Source organism: Stenotrophomonas sp. FR012, from assembly GCF_047520565.2.
Lineage (GTDB): Bacteria > Pseudomonadota > Gammaproteobacteria > Xanthomonadales > Xanthomonadaceae > Stenotrophomonas > Stenotrophomonas sepilia.
The window spans coordinates 16,941-38,041 of record NZ_JAXBQL020000010.1 but is presented as its reverse complement, the minus strand read 5'-3'; the positions used below and the strand labels follow the sequence as shown (position 1 = coordinate 38,041).

Annotated in this window: 24 protein-coding genes; all 24 read left to right on the top strand. The window is 68.7% G+C overall.

The features are described 5' to 3' along the window. Positions 1 to 74: 74 nt before the first annotated feature. The 24 genes from ACM0O9_RS15990 (at position 75) to ACM0O9_RS15875 (ending at position 21,048) form a co-directional block, all read left to right on the top strand. Positions 75 to 518, top strand: a complete 444-nt coding sequence (locus tag ACM0O9_RS15990; RefSeq protein WP_235648982.1) for a hypothetical protein — start codon at positions 75 to 77, stop codon at positions 516 to 518. A gap of 79 nt (positions 519 to 597) precedes the next feature. After that, complete coding sequence (locus tag ACM0O9_RS15985; protein ID WP_005414880.1) at positions 598 to 927, top strand: hypothetical protein; 330 nt, start codon at positions 598 to 600, stop codon at positions 925 to 927. Between the two features lie 36 nt (positions 928 to 963). Next, complete coding sequence (locus tag ACM0O9_RS15980) at positions 964 to 1,608, top strand: RNA polymerase sigma factor (protein WP_005420322.1); 645 nt, start codon at positions 964 to 966, stop codon at positions 1,606 to 1,608. Continuing rightward, entirely contained in the window at positions 1,605 to 1,820 is a 216-nt protein-coding gene (locus ACM0O9_RS15975; RefSeq protein ID WP_065196790.1) for a hypothetical protein, read from the top strand. Before ACM0O9_RS15980 ends, ACM0O9_RS15975 begins: the two co-directional genes overlap by 4 nt. A 213-nt stretch (positions 1,821 to 2,033) precedes the next feature. Beyond that, the gene (locus ACM0O9_RS15970; RefSeq protein ID WP_005420319.1) at positions 2,034 to 3,431 is read left to right on the top strand and encodes a cytochrome ubiquinol oxidase subunit I; all 1,398 of its coding nucleotides are present in this window, start codon (positions 2,034 to 2,036) and stop codon (positions 3,429 to 3,431) included. A gap of 1 nt (position 3,432) precedes the next feature. After that, positions 3,433 to 4,446, top strand: a complete 1,014-nt coding sequence (gene cydB, locus ACM0O9_RS15965) for a cytochrome d ubiquinol oxidase subunit II (protein WP_235647548.1) — start codon at positions 3,433 to 3,435, stop codon at positions 4,444 to 4,446. A 216-nt stretch (positions 4,447 to 4,662) separates the two neighbouring features. Next, entirely contained in the window at positions 4,663 to 5,406 is a 744-nt protein-coding gene (locus tag ACM0O9_RS15960; protein WP_414604014.1) for a beta-ketoacyl synthase chain length factor, read from the top strand. Continuing rightward, positions 5,399 to 6,196 carry a lysophospholipid acyltransferase family protein gene (locus ACM0O9_RS15955; RefSeq protein WP_138953448.1) on the top strand — a complete coding sequence of 266 codons (798 nt, stop codon included), beginning with the start codon at positions 5,399 to 5,401 and terminating at the stop codon, positions 6,194 to 6,196. Before ACM0O9_RS15960 ends, ACM0O9_RS15955 begins: the two co-directional genes overlap by 8 nt. After that, positions 6,183 to 6,440: a phosphopantetheine-binding protein gene (locus tag ACM0O9_RS15950; protein ID WP_005411610.1), complete on the top strand. Its 258-nt coding sequence runs from the start codon at positions 6,183 to 6,185 to the stop codon at positions 6,438 to 6,440. Before ACM0O9_RS15955 ends, ACM0O9_RS15950 begins: the two co-directional genes overlap by 14 nt. A gap of 17 nt (positions 6,441 to 6,457) precedes the next feature. Beyond that, entirely contained in the window at positions 6,458 to 6,715 is a 258-nt protein-coding gene (locus tag ACM0O9_RS15945) for an acyl carrier protein (protein ID WP_005411609.1), read from the top strand. Between the two features lie 22 nt (positions 6,716 to 6,737). Next, a complete protein-coding gene (locus tag ACM0O9_RS15940; protein ID WP_049416044.1) occupies positions 6,738 to 7,289 on the top strand; it encodes a COG4648 family protein in 552 nt (183 codons plus the stop codon). After that, positions 7,282 to 8,967, top strand: coding sequence for an ApeI family dehydratase (locus ACM0O9_RS15935; protein WP_414604015.1), 1,686 nt, complete (start codon positions 7,282 to 7,284; stop codon positions 8,965 to 8,967). The genes ACM0O9_RS15940 and ACM0O9_RS15935 overlap by 8 nt, the downstream gene beginning before the upstream one ends. After that, positions 8,957 to 9,727, top strand: coding sequence for a glycosyltransferase family 2 protein (locus ACM0O9_RS15930; protein WP_414604016.1), 771 nt, complete (start codon positions 8,957 to 8,959; stop codon positions 9,725 to 9,727). Before ACM0O9_RS15935 ends, ACM0O9_RS15930 begins: the two co-directional genes overlap by 11 nt. A gap of 1 nt (position 9,728) precedes the next feature. Beyond that, positions 9,729 to 10,670 (top strand): lysophospholipid acyltransferase family protein, encoded by a 942-nt coding sequence (locus ACM0O9_RS15925; protein WP_005420301.1) that lies wholly within the window; start codon positions 9,729 to 9,731, stop codon positions 10,668 to 10,670. After that, positions 10,660 to 12,210: an HAL/PAL/TAL family ammonia-lyase gene (locus tag ACM0O9_RS15920; RefSeq protein ID WP_414604017.1), complete on the top strand. Its 1,551-nt coding sequence runs from the start codon at positions 10,660 to 10,662 to the stop codon at positions 12,208 to 12,210. Before ACM0O9_RS15925 ends, ACM0O9_RS15920 begins: the two co-directional genes overlap by 11 nt. Beyond that, a complete protein-coding gene (locus ACM0O9_RS15915) occupies positions 12,197 to 12,628 on the top strand; it encodes an acyl-CoA thioesterase (protein ID WP_014038931.1) in 432 nt (143 codons plus the stop codon). Before ACM0O9_RS15920 ends, ACM0O9_RS15915 begins: the two co-directional genes overlap by 14 nt. Positions 12,629 to 12,630: 2 nt before the next feature. Next, complete coding sequence (locus ACM0O9_RS15910; RefSeq protein ID WP_414604024.1) at positions 12,631 to 13,254, top strand: outer membrane lipoprotein carrier protein LolA; 624 nt, start codon at positions 12,631 to 12,633, stop codon at positions 13,252 to 13,254. After that, positions 13,247 to 15,601, top strand: a complete 2,355-nt coding sequence (locus ACM0O9_RS15905; RefSeq protein ID WP_414604018.1) for an MMPL family transporter — start codon at positions 13,247 to 13,249, stop codon at positions 15,599 to 15,601. Before ACM0O9_RS15910 ends, ACM0O9_RS15905 begins: the two co-directional genes overlap by 8 nt. 52 nt (positions 15,602 to 15,653) lie before the next feature. Further along, the gene (locus ACM0O9_RS15900) at positions 15,654 to 16,904 is read left to right on the top strand and encodes an NAD(P)/FAD-dependent oxidoreductase (RefSeq protein WP_005420291.1); all 1,251 of its coding nucleotides are present in this window, start codon (positions 15,654 to 15,656) and stop codon (positions 16,902 to 16,904) included. Next, positions 16,892 to 17,449: a DUF3261 domain-containing protein gene (locus ACM0O9_RS15895; protein WP_005420289.1), complete on the top strand. Its 558-nt coding sequence runs from the start codon at positions 16,892 to 16,894 to the stop codon at positions 17,447 to 17,449. Before ACM0O9_RS15900 ends, ACM0O9_RS15895 begins: the two co-directional genes overlap by 13 nt. Further along, positions 17,446 to 18,630, top strand: a complete 1,185-nt coding sequence (locus ACM0O9_RS15890; protein ID WP_065185902.1) for a beta-ketoacyl-ACP synthase — start codon at positions 17,446 to 17,448, stop codon at positions 18,628 to 18,630. Before ACM0O9_RS15895 ends, ACM0O9_RS15890 begins: the two co-directional genes overlap by 4 nt. Beyond that, complete coding sequence (locus tag ACM0O9_RS15885; protein ID WP_005420287.1) at positions 18,627 to 19,082, top strand: hotdog family protein; 456 nt, start codon at positions 18,627 to 18,629, stop codon at positions 19,080 to 19,082. Before ACM0O9_RS15890 ends, ACM0O9_RS15885 begins: the two co-directional genes overlap by 4 nt. Then, complete coding sequence (locus ACM0O9_RS15880; RefSeq protein ID WP_049416034.1) at positions 19,079 to 19,810, top strand: 3-ketoacyl-ACP reductase FabG2; 732 nt, start codon at positions 19,079 to 19,081, stop codon at positions 19,808 to 19,810. The genes ACM0O9_RS15885 and ACM0O9_RS15880 overlap by 4 nt, the downstream gene beginning before the upstream one ends. Then, positions 19,810 to 21,048: a beta-ketoacyl-ACP synthase gene (locus ACM0O9_RS15875; RefSeq protein ID WP_414604019.1), complete on the top strand. Its 1,239-nt coding sequence runs from the start codon at positions 19,810 to 19,812 to the stop codon at positions 21,046 to 21,048. The genes ACM0O9_RS15880 and ACM0O9_RS15875 overlap by 1 nt, the downstream gene beginning before the upstream one ends. The last annotated feature ends 53 nt before the right edge of the window (positions 21,049 to 21,101 follow it).

Genomic DNA, 21,101 nt, shown 5'->3' with positions numbered 1-21,101 from the left:
CAACCCGCTTGGGCAAAGGCCCGGCAGGGCATCGCGTGGCGCATGATGGGCGCCTGATCCGGACGGAACCGACCATGTACTCCTACGACTACCGCATTTCCTTGGGGGTGCAGCACCCTGCGGTCTCCAGCGCCGACATCTCCGCCCGGCTGGGGCTGGAACGGGGGTTCTTCCGCGATACAGGCACCGACCTGCTGGACGGTGATGGGCACTTGATCCGGGTACATGGCTTCACCCGGGTGAGCTTTGAACTGGCTGCTGGCAAGGACGGCTGGCTGATGGACGCCTGGCCGCAGGTGGTCGAGATGCTGCAGGTACGGGTGGAGGTGATCCATGCGTTGAACCAGGAAGGTGCCGACGTCCGCCTGCGCATCGCCGTCTTCGGCAAGCAGGCCTGGGCTGGGTATGAACTGGACGACACGCTGGTGCGCCTGATGGCCGACCTGCGGCTGGGCTTCCATGTGGAAACCTATTTCCCCGATCCGCCGGCCGACCCCGGGACCGACGACGACGCCTGAAATCTGCACTGCAACCGGTGGCCGGCCTCGCGCATCCATTCTCCTGAACCCGCATCATCCACCGAACAGGAGCCCGGCCATGCAGGAACTGATCCCGATCACCCTCTTCATCTGCATCGCCTACGCGATCCATGCCATTGCCGATGCGCGCGCGCGCAGCAAGCTGGTGGCCCCGCACGTACCGGAGGAAGTGATCCGCTCGCTGGCCGTGCTGGAAGAAGAGCGCCGCCGCCAGGGTGCGTTGCGCTGGGGCATCAGCCTGGTCTGCCTGGCCCTGGCCATGGCCCTGCTGGAAGCCATCGGGGCCCGCGACCTGACCTTTGGTGCCGCTGCCGCGCTGGTCGGCAGTGCCGGCCTCGGCCAGTTGCTGGCCTGGCACTTCACCCGGCCTGCCGCGCGCAAGGGCTGAGGCAGGCATGCCACGGGCACAGGGGGCGCCCCGCGCATGAGCCTGCTGGGCGGAGCATTGGCTGCATGGCGGGGACGCCGCCGCGATGTCCGCGTTGAGCCCTCGCTGGACGCGGGCGACGACCGCGCCCTGGTCATCGCCATCATCGACGGCTCGCAACCGGCGTTCGCGCAGCTGGTGCAGGCCCATCAACGTACCTGCGCGCATCTGATCGGGCGGATGGTCGGCGACCGCGACCAGGTGGCCGACCTGCTGCAGGAAACCTTCCTGGCGGTATTCCGCCAGCTGCACCGGTTCCGCTTTGAATCCTCGCTGCGCACCTGGGTCTCAAGGGTGGCCTACACCACGGCGTTGCAGCACCTGCGCCGGCGGCGACTGGAGGCGCAGTGGATGGTGGCGGTGGAGGCGCCGGAGGAACTGGGCATCGGCGATGAAGGCCCCGGGCCCGCCGAGTTGAGCGAGGCGCTACAGGCCGGGCGCCAGCTCAGCGCGGCACTGGAACGGCTGAGTCCGCCGCAGCGCCTGATCGTCGGCCTGCATTACCTGGAGGATTTCGATCTGGCCGAGATCGAACAGGTGACCGGGCTGGCGCGCGGTACCATCAAGAGCCACCTGCACCGCGCGCGCCAGACCCTGAAGCAGGAACTGACGCGGCATGCCACCGCCGGAGAGCTGCTGTGAACCCACCGACCGACCCTCGCGATGCGGAAGCGCGCGCGCTGGCACAGGCGTTGCGTGAGCAGGCGCAGCAGGAAGACACGCCGGATGTGAGCGAGGCGCTGCAGAAGCGCATTGCCGCTGAGTCGCGCGACGATGGCGTGGGTTATGTGGTGGTGCAGGTGCTGTTGTTTGGCGCCCTGCTGGCTGCGGCGGCCTGGTATTTCTGGCACTGAGGCACCCGCCGGGCAAGGGGCCACTCCAATCGCGGTGGGTAGATGCCGACCTGGGTCGGCGCGTGGGCGTGTGTGCCAACCAAGGTTGGCAGCTACCAGAACGGTTGACCCCTGCGACAAAGTGAAGCAGCGCGTCACCCGGTCGCATCCCGTCTTAACGAAATCCTCCTAAAGTGGTCCGGTATCCCACCGGTCGCAGGCAGGAGGCGTCCCTTGGACGCGTTGTTGTTGTCCCGGATCCAGTTCGGATTCGTCATCAGTTTCCACGTGCTGTTCCCCGCCTTCACCATCGGTACGGCCAGCTGGCTGGCCTTCATCGAATGGCGCTGGCTGCGCACGAAGTTGCCGGTGTGGCGCGAGCTGTATTTCTTCTGGCAGAAGATCTTCGCGGTGTCGTTCGGCATGGGCGTGGTCAGCGGCATCGTCATGGCGTTCCAGTTCGGCACCAACTGGCCGCGGCTGAGCGAGGTGGCCGGCACGGTCATCGGCCCGCTGCTGACCTACGAGGTGCTGACCGCGTTCTTCCTCGAAGCCAGCTTCCTCGGCGTGATGATGTTCGGCTGGGGCCGGGTCTCGCCGCGCCTGCATTTCCTGTCCACCTGCATGGTTGCGCTGGGCACGCTGTTCTCCACGTTCTGGATCCTGTCGTCCAACAGCTGGCTGCACACGCCGGCCGGCTACGAGATGGTCAACGGCATCGTGCATCCGGTGGACTGGTGGCAGGTGGTGTTCAATCCCTCGTTCCCCTACCGCCTCGCGCACATGGCGCTGGGCTCGTTCATCACCACCTGTTTCGTGATTGGTGGCGTGGGTGCGTGGTACCTGCGCAGGGGCACGCACGTGGAAGCGGGCCGGCGCATGCTGATCGCCGCTGTGGCATTCGCCGCGCTGACCGTGCCGGTGCAGATCTTCGTCGGCGACATGCATGGCCTGAACACGCTCAAGCACCAGCCGATGAAGATCGCGGCGGTGGAAGCGCATTGGCATGAGACCCGGGAAGGCGAGGGTGTACCGCTGGTGGTGTTCGCGCTGCCCAACGAGAAGGAGGAGCGCAACGATTTCGAAGTGGCCATCCCGAAGCTGGGCAGCGTGATCCTGACCCACAGCCTGGACGGCACCTTCGACCCGCTGACCGCGGTACCGGCCAGCGAGCGGCCGCCGGTGACGCCGGTGTTCTTTGCCTTCCGCATCATGGTCGGGCTGGGCACGCTGATGCTGCTGCTGGCCTGGGTGTCGGCCTTCCAGCTGTGGCGCAACAAGCTGCTCGATTCGCCATGGCTGCTGCGCGGCTGGAACTGGATGCTGCCCAGCGGTTTCATCGCGCTGCTGTCGGGGTGGTTCGTCACCGAGATGGGGCGCCAGCCATGGGTGGTGTATGGCCTGCTGCGCACCGCCGACGCGGTCGGCCCGCAGAGCGCGTGGATGACCGCGCTGTCGCTGGGCGTCTACGTGGTTGGCTACGCCTTCGTGTTCGGCTGGGGCATCTGGTACCTGGTGAAGATCCTGCGCCACGGACCGCAGCCCTACGCCGAAGGGCCGTCGCTGGACCACGGCAGCCACACCCCGGCGCGCCCGCTGTCGGCAGCCGACGAACCGCTGGAGGAGCGCTGACATGGACCTGATGACCTGGCTGCCGGTGGCGTGGTTCGCGGTGATCGGCTTCGGCGTGCTGATGTACGTGGTGCTGGACGGCTTCGTGCTTGGCATCGGCATCCTCGCCCCCTTCGCCGAGGACGAGGAGCAGCTGGACCTGATGATGAACACCGCCGCGCCGATCTGGGACGGCAACGAGACCTGGCTGGTGCTGGGGGGTGCCGGCCTGCTGGCGGCCTTCCCCAGGGCCTATGCGGTGCTGTTGTCGGCGCTGTACCTGCCGGTGCTGGTGCTGGTGGTGGCGCTGGTGTTCCGTGGCGTGGCCTTTGAATTCCGCTTCAAGGCACATCGGTCACGCCGGCTGTGGAGCGTGGCCTTCGGCCTCGGTTCGCTGCTGGCGACGTTCGCCCAGGGCGTGATCCTGGGCACCCTGGTGCAGGGCATCCCGCTGGTGGACGGTGTCTATCAGGGCGGGCCGTTCGCCTGGTTCAGCCCGTTCGCGATGCTGACCGGTGCCGCGCTGGTGGCCGGCTATGCGCTGCTGGGCAGCACCTGGCTGATCCTGAAGACAGAGGGACGCGTGCAGGCGCTGGCGCGGCAGATGACCCGGCCGCTGGTGGTGGCGGTGATCGCGGCGATGGGCCTGGTCAGCAGCTGGCTGCCGTTCCTCGACTCGCGGTTGATGGCGCGCTGGTTCAGCGACGGCAACTTCTGGTGGCTGTCGCCGGTGCCGCTGCTGACCCTGGCGGTAGCCGCCGCGCTGTGGCGCAGTGCCACCCACCCGCGCCACGACCTGCCGCCGTTCGTGCTCAGCCTGGCCCTGTTCGTACTCGGCTTCCTCGGCCTGGTGCTGGGGATGTGGCCCTACCTGCTGCCACCGTCGATGACCCTGTGGCAGGCCGCCGCGCCGGCCTCCTCGCTGGGCTTCACCCTGGTCGGGCTGGTCATTCTGCTGCCGGTCATCCTCGGCTACACGGCGTGGTCGTACCGGGTGTTCCGCGGCAAGGTGCACGCCGATACCGGTTACCACTGATCGATTGAAGCGGGGGCCGCCGGTGCCGGCTCCCGTGTTGGGGAATGTGAAACCTGCACACCCCGTGCAGGACGTGCTAGCGTGCGCTCCTTTCCGGCAGCCAGGGGGGCGGCCGGCGACGTCCTGGACGGACGCACGGCTGCAGGAATGGGGGGCCGCCGCGCGTCGCCGTAATGGCTCGTGCCTATTGTTCTCCCGTTGAAGCACCTTCGCTAAATGATCGAATTCTCCATCGTCGACTGGGCTGCCTGGGCGCCCGGCCTGAGCGAGCGTAGCCAGTGGCTGGGCTGGGCCGATGCGCCGTATCCGCCGGTTGGCGAAGACACGCCGGCGCTGGCCGAGATCCCGGCAATGCAGCGCCGCCGCATCGAGCGGCTGGGCCGGATGGCGATCCAGGCTGCCTGCTGGTGCGAGGATGGGCAGGGGGCGGACAACCAGGTCCCGCTGGTGTTCGCCAGCCGCCACGGCGACGTGGCCCGTTCGATGGAGCTGCTGGGGGCGCTGGCCAGTGATCAGCCCTTGTCACCGACGGGGTTCGGCCTGTCGGTGCACAACGCGATCGCGGCGTTGTACTCGATCGCGCGCGGCCACCGTGGCAACTACCTGGCGCTGGCCGCCGGCCAGGCCACGGTCGAGACCGCCTGCCTGGAAGCGGCCGGTCTGCTCGCCGATGGCGCCCGCGAAGTGCGGGTCGTGGTGTATGAGTCGCGCCTTCCCGAGATTTACGCGACGTTCGCCGACGAACCCGACCCGTTCTTTGCCTGGTGTTGGCGTTTGACGGCGCCGATGCCGGGCCAGCCGACCCTCTCCCTGCAGTGGGAGGCGGCGCCGGAGGCCCCTGCCACGGCCCCGGGCGCGCTGCCGCACGCGCTGGACCTGCACCGGTTCCTGTTGTCCGGCGCGCCGGCACTGGAACACGTGGCCCACGGCCAGCGCTGGCGCTGGAGCCGCCGTGGCTGAGCTGCTGCGCCGCCTCGACCATGCCTGGCGGGTGTTTGGCACCGGTCTGAGTTTTGTCGCATTTGGCCTAGGCGGCCTGCTGCTGGGCGTGCTGGTGATGCCGGTGCTGCTGCTGATGCGCGACCCGGTGGTCCGTCGCCGCCGGGCGCGCCGGGTGGTTCAGGTTGCCTTTGCCAGCCATCTGCGCCTGATGCGCGCGCTGGGGGTGATGACCTACCAGATCGAGGGCGGTGAACGCCTGCAGCGCGACGGTTTGCTGGTCCTGGCCAATCACCCGACCCTAATCGACGTGGTCTGCCTGATCTCGCTGCTGCCCAACGCCGATTGCGTGGTGAAACGGGCCGTGGCCTGCAACCCGTTCATGCGCGGTCCGGTGCGGGCGGCCGGCTACATCTCCAATGACGATGGCGCTGGCCTGGTCGATGACTGCGTGGCGGCGGTGCACGCCGGCGGCACCCTGGTGATCTTCCCCGAAGGCACCCGCAGCGTGCCGGGCCAGCCGCCGCGGCTGCAGCGCGGGGCCGCCAACATCGCCGTCCGCGGCCGGCTGGACATCACCCCGGTGCGGATCACCTGCACCCCGCCCACGTTGACCAAGGGACAGAAGTGGTATCGTGTCCCCTCACGTCGCTTTCACGTTCGGCTGCAGATCGGCGAAGATATCCCGATCGCGCCCTTCCTGGCCGATGACGACTCGCCAAGGGGGGATGCCTTGGCAGCCCGCCGCGTCACCGAGCACCTTTCTCGTTATTTCGACCTGTCTGGAGATCCGCCCCGTGCAAGCACTTGAGCACGAGATCAAGGAATTGATCATTTCCTCCCTTTCGCTGGAGGACATCACGCCGGAGGACATCGATCCGACCGCGCCGCTGTTCGTCGAGGGCCTCGGCCTGGATTCGATCGACGCGCTGGAGCTGGGCCTGGCGCTGCAGAAGAAGTACGGTGTCAGCCTCTCGGCCGATTCGGAAGAAACCCGTCGCCATTTCTCCAGCGTGCGCGCGCTCGGCGAGTTCGTCGCCGCCCGCCAGTCGTAACGGCGCCAGGAATAGCCATGACCAAGAATGAACTGTTCGAACGCATCGTCAGCATCCTGACCGACAGCTTCGAGATTGAAACCGCCCGGATCACCCCCGAGGCCCGGCTCTACGACGACCTGGACATCGACAGCATCGATGCGGTCGACCTGATCGTGCAGCTCAAGCCACTGCTCGGCCGCAACCTGCAGCCGGAAGCGTTCAAGGCCGTGCGCACCGTGCAGGACATCGTTGATGTCGTGCATGGACTGCTGCCGGACCAGGCAGCCGCCTGACCGCAGCGCCGGCGGCTTCGCCATGGCTCGCGCACGTACCGTCGTGGTGGCAGCGATTTCGCTTGCCTACCCGCTGCTGGTGTACCTGGCGATGGGCCGCTTCGAGCCGCGCTGGCTGTCGCTGCTGCTGTTCACCCTGGCCCTGCTGCGTGCGCTGAGCACGCGCCAGCCGTTGTGGTGGGCCGCCGCCGCCGGCACCGGCCTGCTGGCGGTGCTGGCCACCGTGCTCAACCAGGCCCTGCCGCTGAAGCTGTACCCGGCGCTGGTCAATGCGGTGATGCTGGCGGTGTTCGGCACCAGCCTGCGCTTCGGGCCGCCGTTGGTGGAGCGCCTGGCGCGGCTGCAGGAGCCGGACCTGCCCCCGTTCGCGGTGGCCTATACCCGCCGCGTCACCCAGGTGTGGTGCGGCTTCTTCGTTCTCAACGGCAGCCTGGCCCTGCTGACCGCGCTGTACGCGTCGGACCGGGCCTGGATGCTCTACAACGGATTGTTGGCGTACGTGATGATGGGCGTGTTGTTCGCAGGTGAGTGGCTGGTGCGGCGGCGGGTGAAGGCGGCGCACGCGCATGGCTGAGTGGATTGCTCTGGACCGGCTGCTGCTGGAGGCGCGGCCGCAGCGCAGCGTCGGCCTGTGCGACGGAGACATGGTTGACCACGCCTGCTTCCGCCAGCGCGTACGGGGCTGGCGCGCCGCCTTTGCGGCGGCTGAAGGCCGCGACTGGGCCCTGTATTTCGATGACGCCGTGGCCTTCGCTGCGGCGCTGTTCGGCGCCTGGCATGCCGGCAAGCGGGTGTTCCTGGCCGCTGACAACCTGCCGGCCACGCTGCAGGCGCTGCAGCCGCAGGTGAGCGGTTTCGCGGGCGACGTACCGGCCGGCTACCGCCCGCTGGCGGCGCTGGACGCCACACCGGACGACGAACTGCAGGCGCTGGACGAGCGCGCCTGCGAGCTGTGCGTGTTCACCTCCGGCAGCACCGGCCAGCCCAGTGCGATCGGCAAGCGCCTGGACCAGCTGGCGCGCGAGGTGGAAGCGCTGCAGGCCGCGTTCGGTGCGCAGCTGGATGGCGCGCAGGTGCACGGCACGGTGTCCCACCAGCACATCTACGGGCTGCTGTTCCGCGTGCTGTGGCCGCTGGCCGCCGGCCGCCTGATCCATCCGCGTCGGTTCTTCCACGAAGACCTGGTGGGTGCGCTGGCCGGTACCGACACGGTGCTGGTGGCGACGCCGGCCCATCTCAAGCGCCTGCCCGAGCAGCTCGACTGGGCCAGCCTGCATGGCCGCCTGCGCGCGGTGTTCTCCTCCGGTGGCCCGCTGCCGGAGGACGCGGCGCGACACGTGCGGCAGTGGTTGGGCGTGGCCCCGACCGAGGTCTATGGCAGCAGCGAGACCGGCGGTATCGCCTGGCGCCGCTGGGACACCGACCTGCCGCCGTGGCAGCCGCTGCCGGGTGTGCAGTGGCGGATCGACGACGGCTGCCTGGCGGTGGCCTCGGCGCATCTGGAAACCCCCGGCTGGTGGCGCACCCAGGACCGCGTGGAAGCCCTGGCCGATGGCCGTTTCCGGCTGCTGGGCCGCGCCGACCGCATCGTCAAGATCGAAGAGCGCCGCGTCTCGCTGGATGCGCTGGAACGCGCGCTGCGCGAAGACGCCGAAGTGGATGACGTGCGCGTGCTGGTGCTGCCCGGGCAGCGCGAGCAGCTGGCCGCCGTGGTGGTTCCGGCCGATCCGGCGCTGCTGGAGGGCGGCGACGCCGCGCGCCGTGCGCTGGGCCAACGCCTGGGCGCGCGCCTGGCGCATGCGCATGACGCGGTGACCCGGCCGCGCCGTTGGCGCCTGGTGCAGGCGTTGCCGATCAACGCGCAGGGCAAGGTGACCCAGGCGGCATTGGCGGCGCTGTTCCAGCCACTGATGCCGGTGCCGGTCTGGGACCGCCGCGACGCCGCCAGCGCCACGCTGCGCATGACCCTCGACCCGGCGCTGCGGCCGTTCCAGGGCCACTTCCCGCAGGCGGCGATCCTGCCCGGTGTTGCGCAGTTGGACTGGGCGATGCGTTTCGGCCGCCAGGCATTTGCGATGCCGCGCGCGTTCCTGCGCATGGACGCGGTGAAGTTCCAGCACGTGGCCCGCCCCGGCGATGAGTTGACCCTGCAGCTGGACTGGGATGCCGCACGCAACGTGCTGGCCTTCCGCTATACCTCCAGCCACGGTGTACATGCCAGCGGCAGGGTGGTGTTCGCCGATGCGGACTGACCCGGCCGTTGCCGGTGCCGCGTTTGCGCCACTGGTGGTGATTCCCGTCTACGACCACGAGCACGCCATCGTGGCGGTGGTCGACGGTGTGCAGGCCGCTGGCTTGCCTTGCCTGCTGGTCGACGATGGTTCGCATGATGCGTGCGCGGCGGTGCTGCGCACGCTGGCACAGCGCCAGGGCGTCGACCTGCTGCGCCTGGACGCCAACCAGGGCAAGGGTGGGGCGATGCTGGCCGGTTTTGCTGAAGCCGGCGCGCGTGGCTTCAGCCACGTGCTGCAGATCGACGCAGACGGCCAGCACGATACCGCTGACCTGCCACGCTTCATCGAGGCCGCGCGTGTGCATCCCGACGCGGTGATCTGCGGCATTCCGGCTTACGACGCCAGTGTTCCCAAGGCGCGCCTGTATGGCCGCTACGCCACCCACATCTGGGTCTGGATCAACACGCTGTCGCTGCACCTGCGCGACACCATGTGTGGCTTCCGCGTGTATCCGCTGCCGCCGGTACTGCGCCTGATCGGTGAAGAGACCATCGGCCGGCGCATGGATTTCGATACCGAAGTGATGGTGCGCCTGTACTGGCGGCAATTGCCGGTCGAGCACCTGGCCACGCGCGTGACCTATCCCGCCGATGGCGTGTCGCACTTCGATGTGTGGCGCGACAACGTGCGCATCAGCCGCATGCATACCCGCCTGTTCTTCGGCATGCTCTGGCGTGCGCCGCGGCTGCTGTGGCGCCGCCTGCAGGGGCAGCGCTGAGATGGCGACCGCGCAGGATGCCCCGCACTGGGCCGATATCGGCGAATCGACGTCGGTGGCCGGCGTGCTGTTCCTGTGCTGGGTGCACCGCTGGTTCGGGCGCTGGCCATTCCGCCTGTGCGCGTGGCCGGTGGTGGCCTGCCATTGGCTGGGCAACCGTGTGGGGCGACAGGCCTCGATGCAGTACCTGCAGCGGCTGCAGGCATACAGCGGTGTGCTCGGCCGCGCGCCGACCCGGCGCGACAGCCTGCGCCACTTCTTCGCCTTCGCCGACACGATGCTGGACAAGATCCTCGGCCTGGGCGGGCGCTACCCGGCCAACCGTATTCACCTGCACCGCGACCTGGTGCTGCAGAAGATCGCGCGCCGCGAAGGCGGTCTGATCCTCACCGCGCACATCGGCTGCCTGGAACTGTGCCAGGTGCTGGCCGAACAGGTGCCGGGATTCCGCATCACCGTGCTGGTGCACACCGCGCATGCGCAGCGCTTCAACCGCCTGCTGCAGCGGCTGGACCCGCTGGCGGCGGTGGAGCTGGTGCAGGTCACCGAAATGGGGCCGGCCACCGCGGTGATGCTGGCCGAGCGCGTGGCGGCCGGTGGCTTCGTCGCCATCGTCGGCGACCGCACGCCGGTGCAGGGCGGCCGCAGCGTCACCGCCGATTTCCTCGGCCATCGCGCGCCATTCCCGATCGGCGCCTATGTGCTGGCCGCGGCGCTGGGCTGCCCGGTCTACACCATGGCCTGCCTGCACCAGGGCGAGGGCTATCGCGTGGCATTTGAACAATTCGCCGAACGCATCGTGCTGCCGCGCGGCTCGCGCGACGCGGCACTTGCCGAACAGGCACAGCGCTTCGCGCGCTGGCTGGAACTCCAGGTCATCCAGTCCCCGTTGGACTGGTTCAATTTCTTCCCCTTCTGGGATCAGGCTCCGCATGACGACTGACGCCGTACCCGTGTGCCGCTTTGGCGATGCACCGTTGACCATCGAAGACGTGGTTGCCCTGGCCCAGCGCCAGTGCGAGGCCGCACTGAGCGACGCGCCGGCGTTCCGCGCGCACATCCAGCGCGGTGCCGACTTCCTTGACCGCCTGCTGCGCGAGGATGGCGTGATCTACGGTGTGACCACCGGCTATGGCGATTCGTGCACGGTGAACATCCCGCCGGCACTGGTGGCTGAACTGCCGCACCACCTGTACACCTACCATGGCTGCGGCCTGGGCCGCTACCTGGACCCGGTCGAGACCCGGGCGGTGCTGGCCGCGCGCCTGGCCTCGCTGGTGCGCGGCATGTCCGGTGTCAGTGTGCCGCTGCTGGAAGGCCTGGCCACGCTGCTGCTGCACGACGTGCTGCCGATGATTCCGGCCGAAGGCTCGGTCGGTGCCAGTGGTGACCTGACCCCGCTGTCGTACGTAGCGGCGGTGCTGTGTGGCGAGCGCGAGGTGCTGCACGATGGCCGCGTGCAGCCGGCGGCCGAGGTGCTGGCGAAGATCGGCATGACCCCGCTGAAGCTGCGGCCGAAGGAAGGCCTGGCGATCATGAACGGCACCGCCGTGATGACCGGCCTGGCCTGCCTGGCCTGGCAGCGCGCCGACTACCTGGCGCGCATGGCCACGCGCCTGACCGCGTTCAACGTGCTGGCCAGCGACGGCAACGCGCACCACTTCGACGAAACCCTGTTCGCGGCCAAGCCGCATCCGGGCCAGGGCCGCATCGCCGCGCGCCTGCGCAGCGACCTGCACAGCGAGCGTCCGCCACGCAATGAACAGCGCCTGCAGGACCGCTACTCGCTGCGCTGCGCGCCGCACGTGATCGGCGTGCTGGAGGACAGCCTGCCGTTCCTGCGCCAGCTGATCGAAACCGAACTGAACAGCGCCAACGACAATCCGCTGATCGATGCCGATGGCGAGCGCATCCTGCATGGCGGCCACTTCTACGGCGGCCACATCGCGCTGGCGATGGACACCCTGAAGAACACCGTAGCCAACGTGGCCGATCTGCTCGACCGCCAGTTGGCGCTGGTGGTCGATGCCCGCTACAACCATGGCCTGCCGGCCAACCTGTCGGCGGCCACGGGCCCGCGCGCGGCCATCAACCACGGCCTGAAGGCGCTGCAGATCAGCGTGTCGGCCTGGACGGCCGAAGCGCTGAAGCAGACCCTGCCGGCCAGCGTGTTTTCGCGCTCCACCGAGTGCCACAACCAGGACAAGGTCAGCATGGGCACCATCGCCGCGCGCGACTGCCTGCGTGTGATCGAGCTGACTGAACAGGTGGTGGCCGCGATGCTGATCGCCGCCCGCCAGGGCCTGGCGCTGCGCGAACGGGTTGGCCTGAACGCGCAGCTGCATGGCAGTCTGGCCGACATGTACGCCGACCTGGGGCAGCGCATCGCCCTGGTTGAAGAAGACCGCGCGCTGGATCGCGAACTGCGGGAACTGCTGGTGGAGATCCGCGCGCAACGTTGGGAGCTGTATGCCGGTGAATGAGGCCATCGAACGGGTCGGCGAGATTGCGCTGACCCCCGCCTTCCATGACTGCGATCCGATGAACGTGGTCTGGCATGGCAACTACTTCAAGTACTTCGAGATCGCGCGCTGCGCGCTGCTCGGGCGCTATGACTACGACTACCCGCAGATGCTCGAATCGGGCTACCTGTGGCCGGTGGTCGATGCCCGGGTGAAGTACGTGCGCCCGCTGCTGTTCAACCAGGCCTTGCGCGTGATTGCGCGCATCGTGGAATGGGAGAACCGGCTGAAGATCGAGTACGAAATCGTCGATGCGCAGAGCGGCCAGGTACTGACCCGCGCGATGACCATCCAGGTCGCGGTGGACGCGGCCAGCAAGGAAATGCTGTACCAGTGCCCGCCGGTACTGTGGGAACGCCTGGGAGTGCCTGCGCCGTGAACATGCTTGTCCGTCTTTCCAGCGTGCTGCTGTGCGCGCTGATGTTCATTGCCGCACCGCAGGTGCAGGCCGCCGCCCCCGCCATCGATGCGATCACCCAGGCGGTGGCGCGGCCGGACGTGCTGCGCGGCCAGTTCAGCCAGGAAAAGCAGGTCAGCGGCTTCAAGAACCCGCTGCGCTCGCAGGGCCAGTTTGTGGTCGCGCGCCAGCACGGCGTGATCTGGACCACGCTCAAGCCGTTCCCCTCCGAAGTGGTGGTCACCGCCGACCGCATCCTCAGCCGCCAGCGCGATGGCAGCACCCGTGTCGAGCTCGATGCACGGCAGCAGCCGGCGATGCGTTCGGTGAACGCGATCATGTTCGCGCTGATGAGTGGCGACGTGCAGGCGCTGTCCGGCCAGTTCAACGTGGCGGCCAGCCGTGAAGGGCAGGGCTGGCGGCTGCGACTGACGCCGAAGTCGGCGATGCTGGCCAAGGCGTTCCAGTCGCTGACCCTGCAAGGTGACCGCTACGTGCGCCAGGTCGAGATCGTCGAGGCCAACAAGGACCGCACGCAGATCCAGTTCAGTGCACTGAGCGAAGCGCCGGCCACGCTCACCGCCGACGAGGCACGCCGCTTTGAGTGAGGGGGCAGCATCGAACGGGCCGGACCGGTTGCGGCGCTGGTGGCACTGGCTGGGCATCGCCTGGCTGGTGCTCCTGCTGGTGTTGGGTGCGCAGCAATGGCGCCTGTGGAGCCAGCAGTCGCGGATCGACACCGACATCCTCGCCCTGCTGCCGCAGGACGCGCATGACCGCCTGTTGAGTGACGTCACCCGGCGCATCGCCGACGGCAGCTCGCGCCAGGTGGTGGTGCTGCTGGGCAGCAAGGATGGCGCCGCCGCCAAGCGCGCACAGGCGGCGTTCGCTGCGGCGATGGCCAAGGACAACGACCGTGCTCTGCTGGTGCCCAGTGGTTCGATCGAAGGCTGGTTCGACGAGGCGCGCGCGTTCTACGCGCCGTACCGCGACCGCCTGCTGACCCCGGCCCAGCGCGAGCAGCTGCAGGGCAGCGAGCCGGGCGCGTTGGCCGAGCAGGCGTTGGCTGCGCTGTACGGTCCGATGGGCGCACCGCGCCTGACCGATTGGCGGCAAGACCCGCTCTCGCTGTGGCCGCAATGGTGGCAGCAGCAGGCGCAGGGGTCGGGGTTGCGGCTGGGCGATGACGGCCTGCTCGAAGCCGAGGGCAAGCATTGGGCCGCGCTGCAGTTCGATACGCCGGGTTCGGCGTTCCAGCTCGATGGTGAGCGCCATCTCGATGGCCTGCTGGAACGTGCCGGGCAGGCCGCCAGGGCGGCGGCGCCCGAGCTGGAAATCCTGCATGCCGGCGTACCGCTGCATGCCGAAGCGGCCGCAGTGCAGGCCAACCAGGAGATCAACACGATCGGCTGGGGCTCGCTGGCCGCGGTGCTGCTGCTGGTGTGGCTGGCGTTCCGTTCGCTGCGGCCGATCCTGCTGGTCGCCGCGTCGTTGCTGATCGGCTGCGGCGTGGCGCTGGCGGTGACCGTACTGGTGTTCGGCAAGGTGCACGTGCTCACCCTGGTGTTCGGCGCGTCGCTGGTGGGCGTGGCCGAGGACTACGGCATCCATTGGTTCGCTTCGCGCCAGGCCGAACCGGCTGATCGTCGCTGGAAGCTGCTGCGGCACCTGCTGCCCGGCCTGTGGCTGGCCCTGCTGACCAGCGCGCTGGCCTACCTGGCACTGGGCCTGGCCCCGTTCCCGGGCCTGCGCCAGATGGCGCTGTTCTCGGTGGTCGGCCTGGCTGCCGCCTTCCTCACGGTGATTTTCTGGTTCCCGTGGCTGGATGGCGGTGAGATCCGCCAGACCCGTTTCTCGCAGTGGCTGGGCAACACGCTGGAGCGCTTCCCGCGGTTGCATGGCCGCCGGCCGGTGACGGTGTTCGTGGTGATCACGCTGGCACTGGCTGCCATCGGCATTGCCCGCCTGAACAGCAACGACGACCTGCGCAGCCTGCAGTCCTCGCCGCCGGCGTTGATGGCCCAGCAGATCCACCTGAGCCAGCTGCTGGGCATGCCCAGCCCGGCGCAGTTCTACCTGGTGCAGGGCAGTGACGCCGCACAGCTGCTGCAGCGCGAAGAAGCGCTGACCGAACGCCTGCGTGTACTGGCCAACGACAAGCGCATTGGTGGCTACCGTGCGATCAGCGACTGGCTGCCGTCGCCAGCGCGCCAGCAGGCCGATGCGGCGCTGACCGCCAAGGTGGAACCGGGCGTGCTGGACGCGGTGTCCGAGGCGGTCGGCGAACCGCTGCCGCGCCCGGATTTCGCCGCTACGCCGCTGACCGCGGAGGCGTTCCTGGCCTCGCCGGCCTCGCAGCCGTTCCGCCACCTGTGGGTGGGCCAGGTCGGCGGGCAGATGATCAGCGTGGTGATGGTCGATGACCTGTCGCGCGCCGATGCGCTGACCACCCTGCGCGGGGCGGCCGAAGGCCTGCCGGGTGTGCGCTGGGTGGATCGCACCGCCGACTTCTCGCAGCTGCTGGGCCACTACCGCAAGCTGATGGGCGGGCTGCTGCTGGTCGGCATCGTGCTGGTGTTCGGCGCGCTGTGGCTGCGCTATCGCCGCCAGGCCTGGCGCGTGTTCGCGCCGACCCTGATTGCCGGTGCGCTGACCCTGGGCCTGCTGGGCCTGTTCGGCCAGCCACTGCAGCTGTTCAACGTGCTGGCACTGATGCTGTTGCTGGGCATGGGCATCGACTACGGCATTTTCCTGATCGAGCACCGCGGCGACGCCAGTGCCTGGCTGGCCGTGTGCGTGGGCGCGGCCAGCACCTGGCTGTCGTTCGGCCTGCTGGGCCTGTCGCAGACCCCGGCGTTGCGCGCGTTCGGCCTGACCCTGCTGTTCGGCATCGGCCTGGTCTGGCTGATCTCGCCGCTGTTCCGTCCGCCGCCGCACGATCTGCCGCCGGCCTGAACCTGTTTCCGACTTCCTTCTTTCCACTTGATCGAGCAACAAGGACGCACCGATGAACACTGCTGTGGATGCTGTCGAACGTACTGAAATCCTGATCATCGGCGCGGGCCCGGCCGGTTCGGTGGCTGCGGCGATGCTGCGCCAGCAGGGCCGCCAGGTGCTGATGCTGGAACGCCAGCAGTTTCCACGCTTCTCCATCGGTGAAAGCCTGCTGCCGCAGAGCATGGAGTACATCGAGGCGGCCGGCCTGCTGCAGGATGTGGTCGAGGCGGGCTTCCAGTACAAGAACGGTGCCGCCTTCGTGCACGGCGAAGCGCGCACTGCATTCGACTTCAGGAAGAAGTTCTCGCCGGGTTGGGGCACCACCTACCAGGTGCAGCGCGCCGACTTCGACAACGTGCTGGCACGCGGTGCCGAGCGCATGGGTACCACGCTGCGCTTCGGCGACGAAGTGCTTGCGGTCGAGCCGGGCGAGCAACCGGCGGTGACGGTGCGCCGCCCGGACGGCAGTGAATACCGCATCGAGGCCGATTTCATCCTCGATGCCTCCGGTTTCGCGCGGCTGCTGCCGCGGTTGCTGCAGCTGGAGTCGCCGTCCAACTTCCCAGTGCGCGGCGCGATCTTCTGCCACGTGCGCGACAACATTCCGGCCGAAGCGGACTTCGACCGCAACAAGATCCTGATCACCACCCACCCCGAGCACATCGACGTCTGGTACTGGACGATTCCGTTCTCCAACGGCTGCTGTTCGCTGGGCGTGGTCGCCGAGCCGTCGTTCTTCGAGCGCTACGAGGGTGACGACCTGCAGAAGCTGCAGGCTATCGTCGGCGAGGACCCCAACCTGACCGGGCTGCTGGCCAACGCCGAATGGGCGGTGCTGCCGGTGCGCCGCATCACCGGCTATTCGGCCAACGTCAGTTCGCTGTGGGGGCCCGGCTACGCGTTGCTGGGCAACGCCGGCGAGTTCCTCGATCCGGTGTTCTCCTCCGGCGTGACCATTGCCTTCAAGTCCGCGCAGCTGGCCAGTGAATGCCTCAAGCGCCGCTATGCCGGCCAGGCCGTGGACTGGGAGGCCGAGTTCTCGATCCCGCTGCGTGCCGGCGTGAAGACCTTCCGGCGCTTCGTCGAAAGCTGGTACGAGGGCGGTTTCCAGAAGATCATCTACCACCCGCAACAGCAGCCCGAAGTGCGCGACATGATCAGCTCCATCCTGGCCGGCTACGCCTGGGACACCAACAACCCTTACGTGGCCGACGACAGCGGCCGCCGCATGCGCGTGCTGGAGCAGCTGTGCGGCGCGTGATTGCCCGTACTGCGGTGCTGCTGCTGTGCCTGCTGCTGGCCGCCTGTGCCGGCCGCATGCCGAAACCGCAGGTGGAACTGCCGCCGCTGCGCCTGGCGCCGGCCAGCCTGCCGGCGCCGCTGGCGCTGCAGCAGCAGCTGCATTTCCGCTTCGGCACGCATGAGCGCGATCTCGACGCGCTGCTGGAAGCCGACGCCCAGCAGGTGCAGCTGGCCGTGCAGGCGATGGGCCAGACCGGCGTGCGCCTGCAATGGGACGGCCAGCAGCTGACCCAGCAGCGCGCGCCATGGCTGCCACCGCAGGTGCGCGCCGAGCGCGTGCTGGATGACCTGCAGTTCGCGCTGTGGCCGACCGCGGCCATTGCCGCCGTGCTGCCGGCGGGCTGGCAGGTCAGTGATGATGGCCATCAGCGCAGCCTGTCGCGTGAGGGCACCGTGTGGCTGCACCTGCAGCGGCTGGACGATGGCAGCGTGCAGCTGGACAACCGCGCCGAAGGCTATGCGCTGCGCATCGAATCGATCGACATGGCCGGGCCGGACCGATGAGCGCACCGATCTACCTGAACGACCTGGGTGTGGTCTGTGCACTCGGCGCTGGCCGCGCCGCCGTGACGTCGGCACTGTTCGCCGACGCGCCGGGCGGGCTCAGCGACAACGAGAGCCTGTTGCCGGGGCGCACCCTGGCGCTGGGGGAAGTACGCACGCCGCTGCCGGCGCTGGATGACCTGCCGGTGGCCCTGCGCGGGCGCAACAATGCCCTGCTGGACGTGGCATTGGCTCAGATCGCGCCGGCAGTGGCCGCGGCGATCGCCCGCCATGGCGCCGAGCGCGTAGCGGTGGTGCTGGGCACCAGCACCTCGGGCATTGGTGAATCCGAGCAGGCATTGCGCAGCCATGCCGAACAGGGCCAGTGGCCGCAGGGCTTTGATTACGCCCAGCAGGAAATGGGCACCGCCGCGCAGTTCGTGCGCCAGCGCAGTGGCGCACAGGGGCCGGCATGGACCCTGTCCACTGCCTGCTCGTCCAGTGCCAAGGCGCTGATGTCGGCCGCACGCATGCTGCGCGCCGGCATCGTCGATGCGGTGATCGCCGGTGGCGCCGATTCGCTGTGCCGCTTCACCGTGGCCGGCTTCAGCGCGCTGGAATCGGTCTCGGCCCAACGTTGCAATCCGTTCTCGCAGCATCGTACTGGTATCAACATCGGCGAAGGCGCCGCGCTGTTCCTGCTCACCCGCGAACCCGGCCCGGTATGCCTGGCGGGGTGGGGCGAGTCGGCCGACGCCCACCACATGTCCGCCCCGGACCCGCAGGGCCTGGGCGCCATCGACGCCCTGCAGCAGGCGCTGCAGCGTGCTGGCTGGGCCGCCGGCGAAGTGGACTATGTGAACCTGCATGGGACCGCGACCGGCCACAACGATGCGATGGAAAGCCTGGCCGTGTCGCAGGTGCTCGGCAGCCACGTGCCGGCCAGTTCGACCAAGCCGTTGACCGGCCATACGCTGGGTGCCTCGGGTGCCATCGAGGCGGCGCTGTGCTGGATCGTGCTGGCCGAGAACCCGCAGCAGCTGCTGCCGCCGCACTGGTGGGACGGCGTGGCCGACCCGGCACTGCCGGTGCTGCCGCTGGTCGCACCGGGCACGCGCCTTGCGCAGCCGCCACGGCGGGTGCTGAGCAATTCGTTCGCCTTCGGCGGCAGCAATGCCGTGCTGGCACTGGAGCGTCGATGAACACGCTGTACGCGATCGAAGACGTGGTGCCGCACCGCCAGGACATGTGCCTGCTGGAGCGCATCACGCAGTGGGACCAGGACGCCATCGAGGCCGAACTGGTGGTGCCCGAGGCCGGCCTGTTCGTCGAGGATGACCAGGTGCCGGCATGGGTCGGCATCGAGTACATGGCGCAGGCCATCGCGGCCTGGGCCGGTTGCCGAGCGCGTGCGGCCGGCAGGCCACCGCAGCTGGGCTTCCTGCTCGGCAGCCGCCGCTACAGCAGCGCGCGCAGCAGCTTCCCCAGCGGTTCGCGGCTGCGCGTACAGGCGCGCTGCGAGTTGTTGGGTGACAATGGATTGGGGATGTTCGCCTGCCGCATCCTGGCAGGCGAGGAAGAATGGGCGACAGCCAACGTGTCGGTGTTCGAACCGGCCGACGCGATGGCCTATCTGGAGAGTGGACAGGCATGACAGGGAATCGAAGCGTGCTGGTGACCGGCGCCAGCCGGGGCATCGGCCGGGCCATCGCGCTGCGCATCGCGCGCGATGGCTTCGACGTGGTGGTGCATTGCCGCAGCCGCGTGGATGAAGCACAGGCGGTGGTCGCCGAGATCCAGGCACTGGGCCAGCAGGCCCGCGTGCTGGTGTTCGACGTGGCCGACCGCGCGTCTGCGCGGGCCGCTCTGGAGGCCGATGTCGAAGCGCACGGCGCTTACTACGGCGTGGTCTGCAATGCCGGCATCGCCCGCGATGGCGCCTTCCCGGCGCTGTCAGCGGACGATTGGGACCAGGTCATCCACACCAACCTGGATGGCTTCTACAACGTGCTGCATCCGCTGATCATGCCGATGGTGCGGCGGCGCAAGCCGGGCCGCATCGTCACCCTGTCGTCGGTCTCCGGACTGGCCGGCAACCGCGGGCAGGTCAACTACAGTGCCGCCAAGGCCGGCATCATCGGCGCCACCAAGGCCCTGGCGCTGGAACTGGCCAGCCGCCAGATCACCGTCAACTGCGTGGCCCCGGGCCTGATCGAGACCGAAATGCTCAACGACGAAGTGGTTGAACACGCGCTCAAGCTGATTCCCGCCGGCCGCGTTGGCCGCCCGGACGAAGTGGCGGCTACCGTGGCGTTCCTGCTGTCCGAACCGGCCGGCTACATCACCCGCCAGGTGATCTCGGTGAACGGAGGCATGCTCTGATGGCCGCCGATCGTCGCGTGGTGGTTACCGGCGCCGCTGCCATCAGTCCACTCGGCCACGACTGGCCGACCATCGAAGCGCACCTGCGCAGCTGCCGCAACGCGGTGCGTGCGATGCCCGAGTGGGATGTCTATGCCGGGCTGAACACCAAGCTGGCCGCGCCGGCGCAGGACTTCGAGCTGCCGCCGAACTACAACCGCAAGACCACCCGCTCGATGGGCAAGGTCGCGGTCATGTCGGTGCGCGCCACCGAGGTGGCGCTGCGCGAGGCCGGCCTGAATGAGCATCCGGTGCTGCGCAGTGGCCGTACCGGCGTGGCCTATGGCTCCTCGTCAGGCAGCCACGAGGCCACCGGCGAATTCGGGCGCATGCTCAACGAATTCACCACCGATGGCATCAGCGCCACGACCTATCTGAAGATGATGAGCCACACCGCGCCGGTCAACATCGGCGTGTTCTTCGGCCTGTCCGGGCGCGTGTACACCACCTCCAGCGCCTGCACGTCGGGCAGCCAGGGTGTGGGCGCGGCCTATGAAGCCATCCGCAGCGGCAAGCAGACGGTGATGGTGGCCGGCGGTGCCGAGCAGCTCGATGCCACCGCTGCAGCGGTGTTCGACACGCTGTTCGCCACCAGCGTGCGCAACGACGCGCCGCAGACCACGCCTCGCCCGTTCGATGCCGGCCGCGATGGCCTGGTGCTGGGCGAGGGCGCCTGCACGCTGATCCTGGAAGACCTGGAACACGCGCAGGCGCGCGGCGCCACCATCCTTGCCGAGGTGGTCGGCTACGGCACCAACAGCGATGGCCAGCACGTCACCCAGCCCAGTGCCGACACCATGGCCCAGGCCATGCGCCTGGCATTGGAGGACGCCGGCCTGGACGCGGCGCAGATCGACTACGTCAACGCCCATGGCACCGCCACCGACCACGGCGACATCGCCGAGACCCAGGCCACCGCACAGGTGTTCGGCAGCCGCGTGCCGATCAGCTCGCTGAAGAGCTACGTCGGCCACATGCTGGGTGCCTGTGGCGCGTTCGAGGCCTGGGTGAGCATCCAGATGATGCGTGCCGGCTGGTTCGCGCCGACCCTGAACCTGGCCGCGGTCGACCCGCGCTGTGGCCAGCTCGACTTCATCACCGGGCAGGGCCGCGAACTGCAGGCCGAGTACGTGATGAGCAACAACTTCGCCTTCGGCGGCATCAACACCTCGCTGGTGTTCCGCCGCTGGAGCGAGTGATCCACTGCGCCAACACACCGTTCCCGTTACCCCCGCACCCTCGACAAGGAGAT

Excerpts from the sequence above, each read along its gene's own strand:
- ACM0O9_RS15945 (WP_005411609.1), top strand. The coding sequence starts at position 6,458 with ATGACCAAGAATGAACTGTTCGAACGCATCGTCAGCATCCTGACCGAC.
- ACM0O9_RS15990 (WP_235648982.1), top strand. The coding sequence starts at position 75 with ATGTACTCCTACGACTACCGCATTTCCTTGGGGGTGCAGCACCCTGCG.
- ACM0O9_RS15875 (WP_414604019.1), top strand. The coding sequence starts at position 19,810 with ATGGCCGCCGATCGTCGCGTGGTGGTTACCGGCGCCGCTGCCATCAGT.
- ACM0O9_RS15880 (WP_049416034.1), top strand. The coding sequence starts at position 19,079 with ATGACAGGGAATCGAAGCGTGCTGGTGACCGGCGCCAGCCGGGGCATC.
- ACM0O9_RS15885 (WP_005420287.1), top strand. The coding sequence starts at position 18,627 with ATGAACACGCTGTACGCGATCGAAGACGTGGTGCCGCACCGCCAGGAC.
- ACM0O9_RS15915 (WP_014038931.1), top strand. The coding sequence starts at position 12,197 with ATGCCGGTGAATGAGGCCATCGAACGGGTCGGCGAGATTGCGCTGACC.
- ACM0O9_RS15925 (WP_005420301.1), top strand. The coding sequence starts at position 9,729 with ATGGCGACCGCGCAGGATGCCCCGCACTGGGCCGATATCGGCGAATCG.
- cydB (WP_235647548.1), top strand. The coding sequence starts at position 3,433 with ATGGACCTGATGACCTGGCTGCCGGTGGCGTGGTTCGCGGTGATCGGC.
- ACM0O9_RS15980 (WP_005420322.1), top strand. The coding sequence starts at position 964 with ATGAGCCTGCTGGGCGGAGCATTGGCTGCATGGCGGGGACGCCGCCGC.
- ACM0O9_RS15930 (WP_414604016.1), top strand. The coding sequence starts at position 8,957 with ATGCGGACTGACCCGGCCGTTGCCGGTGCCGCGTTTGCGCCACTGGTG.
- ACM0O9_RS15960 (WP_414604014.1), top strand. The coding sequence starts at position 4,663 with ATGATCGAATTCTCCATCGTCGACTGGGCTGCCTGGGCGCCCGGCCTG.
- ACM0O9_RS15910 (WP_414604024.1), top strand. The coding sequence starts at position 12,631 with ATGCTTGTCCGTCTTTCCAGCGTGCTGCTGTGCGCGCTGATGTTCATT.
- ACM0O9_RS15920 (WP_414604017.1), top strand. The coding sequence starts at position 10,660 with ATGACGACTGACGCCGTACCCGTGTGCCGCTTTGGCGATGCACCGTTG.
- ACM0O9_RS15935 (WP_414604015.1), top strand. The coding sequence starts at position 7,282 with ATGGCTGAGTGGATTGCTCTGGACCGGCTGCTGCTGGAGGCGCGGCCG.
- ACM0O9_RS15890 (WP_065185902.1), top strand. The coding sequence starts at position 17,446 with ATGAGCGCACCGATCTACCTGAACGACCTGGGTGTGGTCTGTGCACTC.
- ACM0O9_RS15900 (WP_005420291.1), top strand. The coding sequence starts at position 15,654 with ATGAACACTGCTGTGGATGCTGTCGAACGTACTGAAATCCTGATCATC.
- ACM0O9_RS15985 (WP_005414880.1), top strand. The coding sequence starts at position 598 with ATGCAGGAACTGATCCCGATCACCCTCTTCATCTGCATCGCCTACGCG.
- ACM0O9_RS15940 (WP_049416044.1), top strand. The coding sequence starts at position 6,738 with ATGGCTCGCGCACGTACCGTCGTGGTGGCAGCGATTTCGCTTGCCTAC.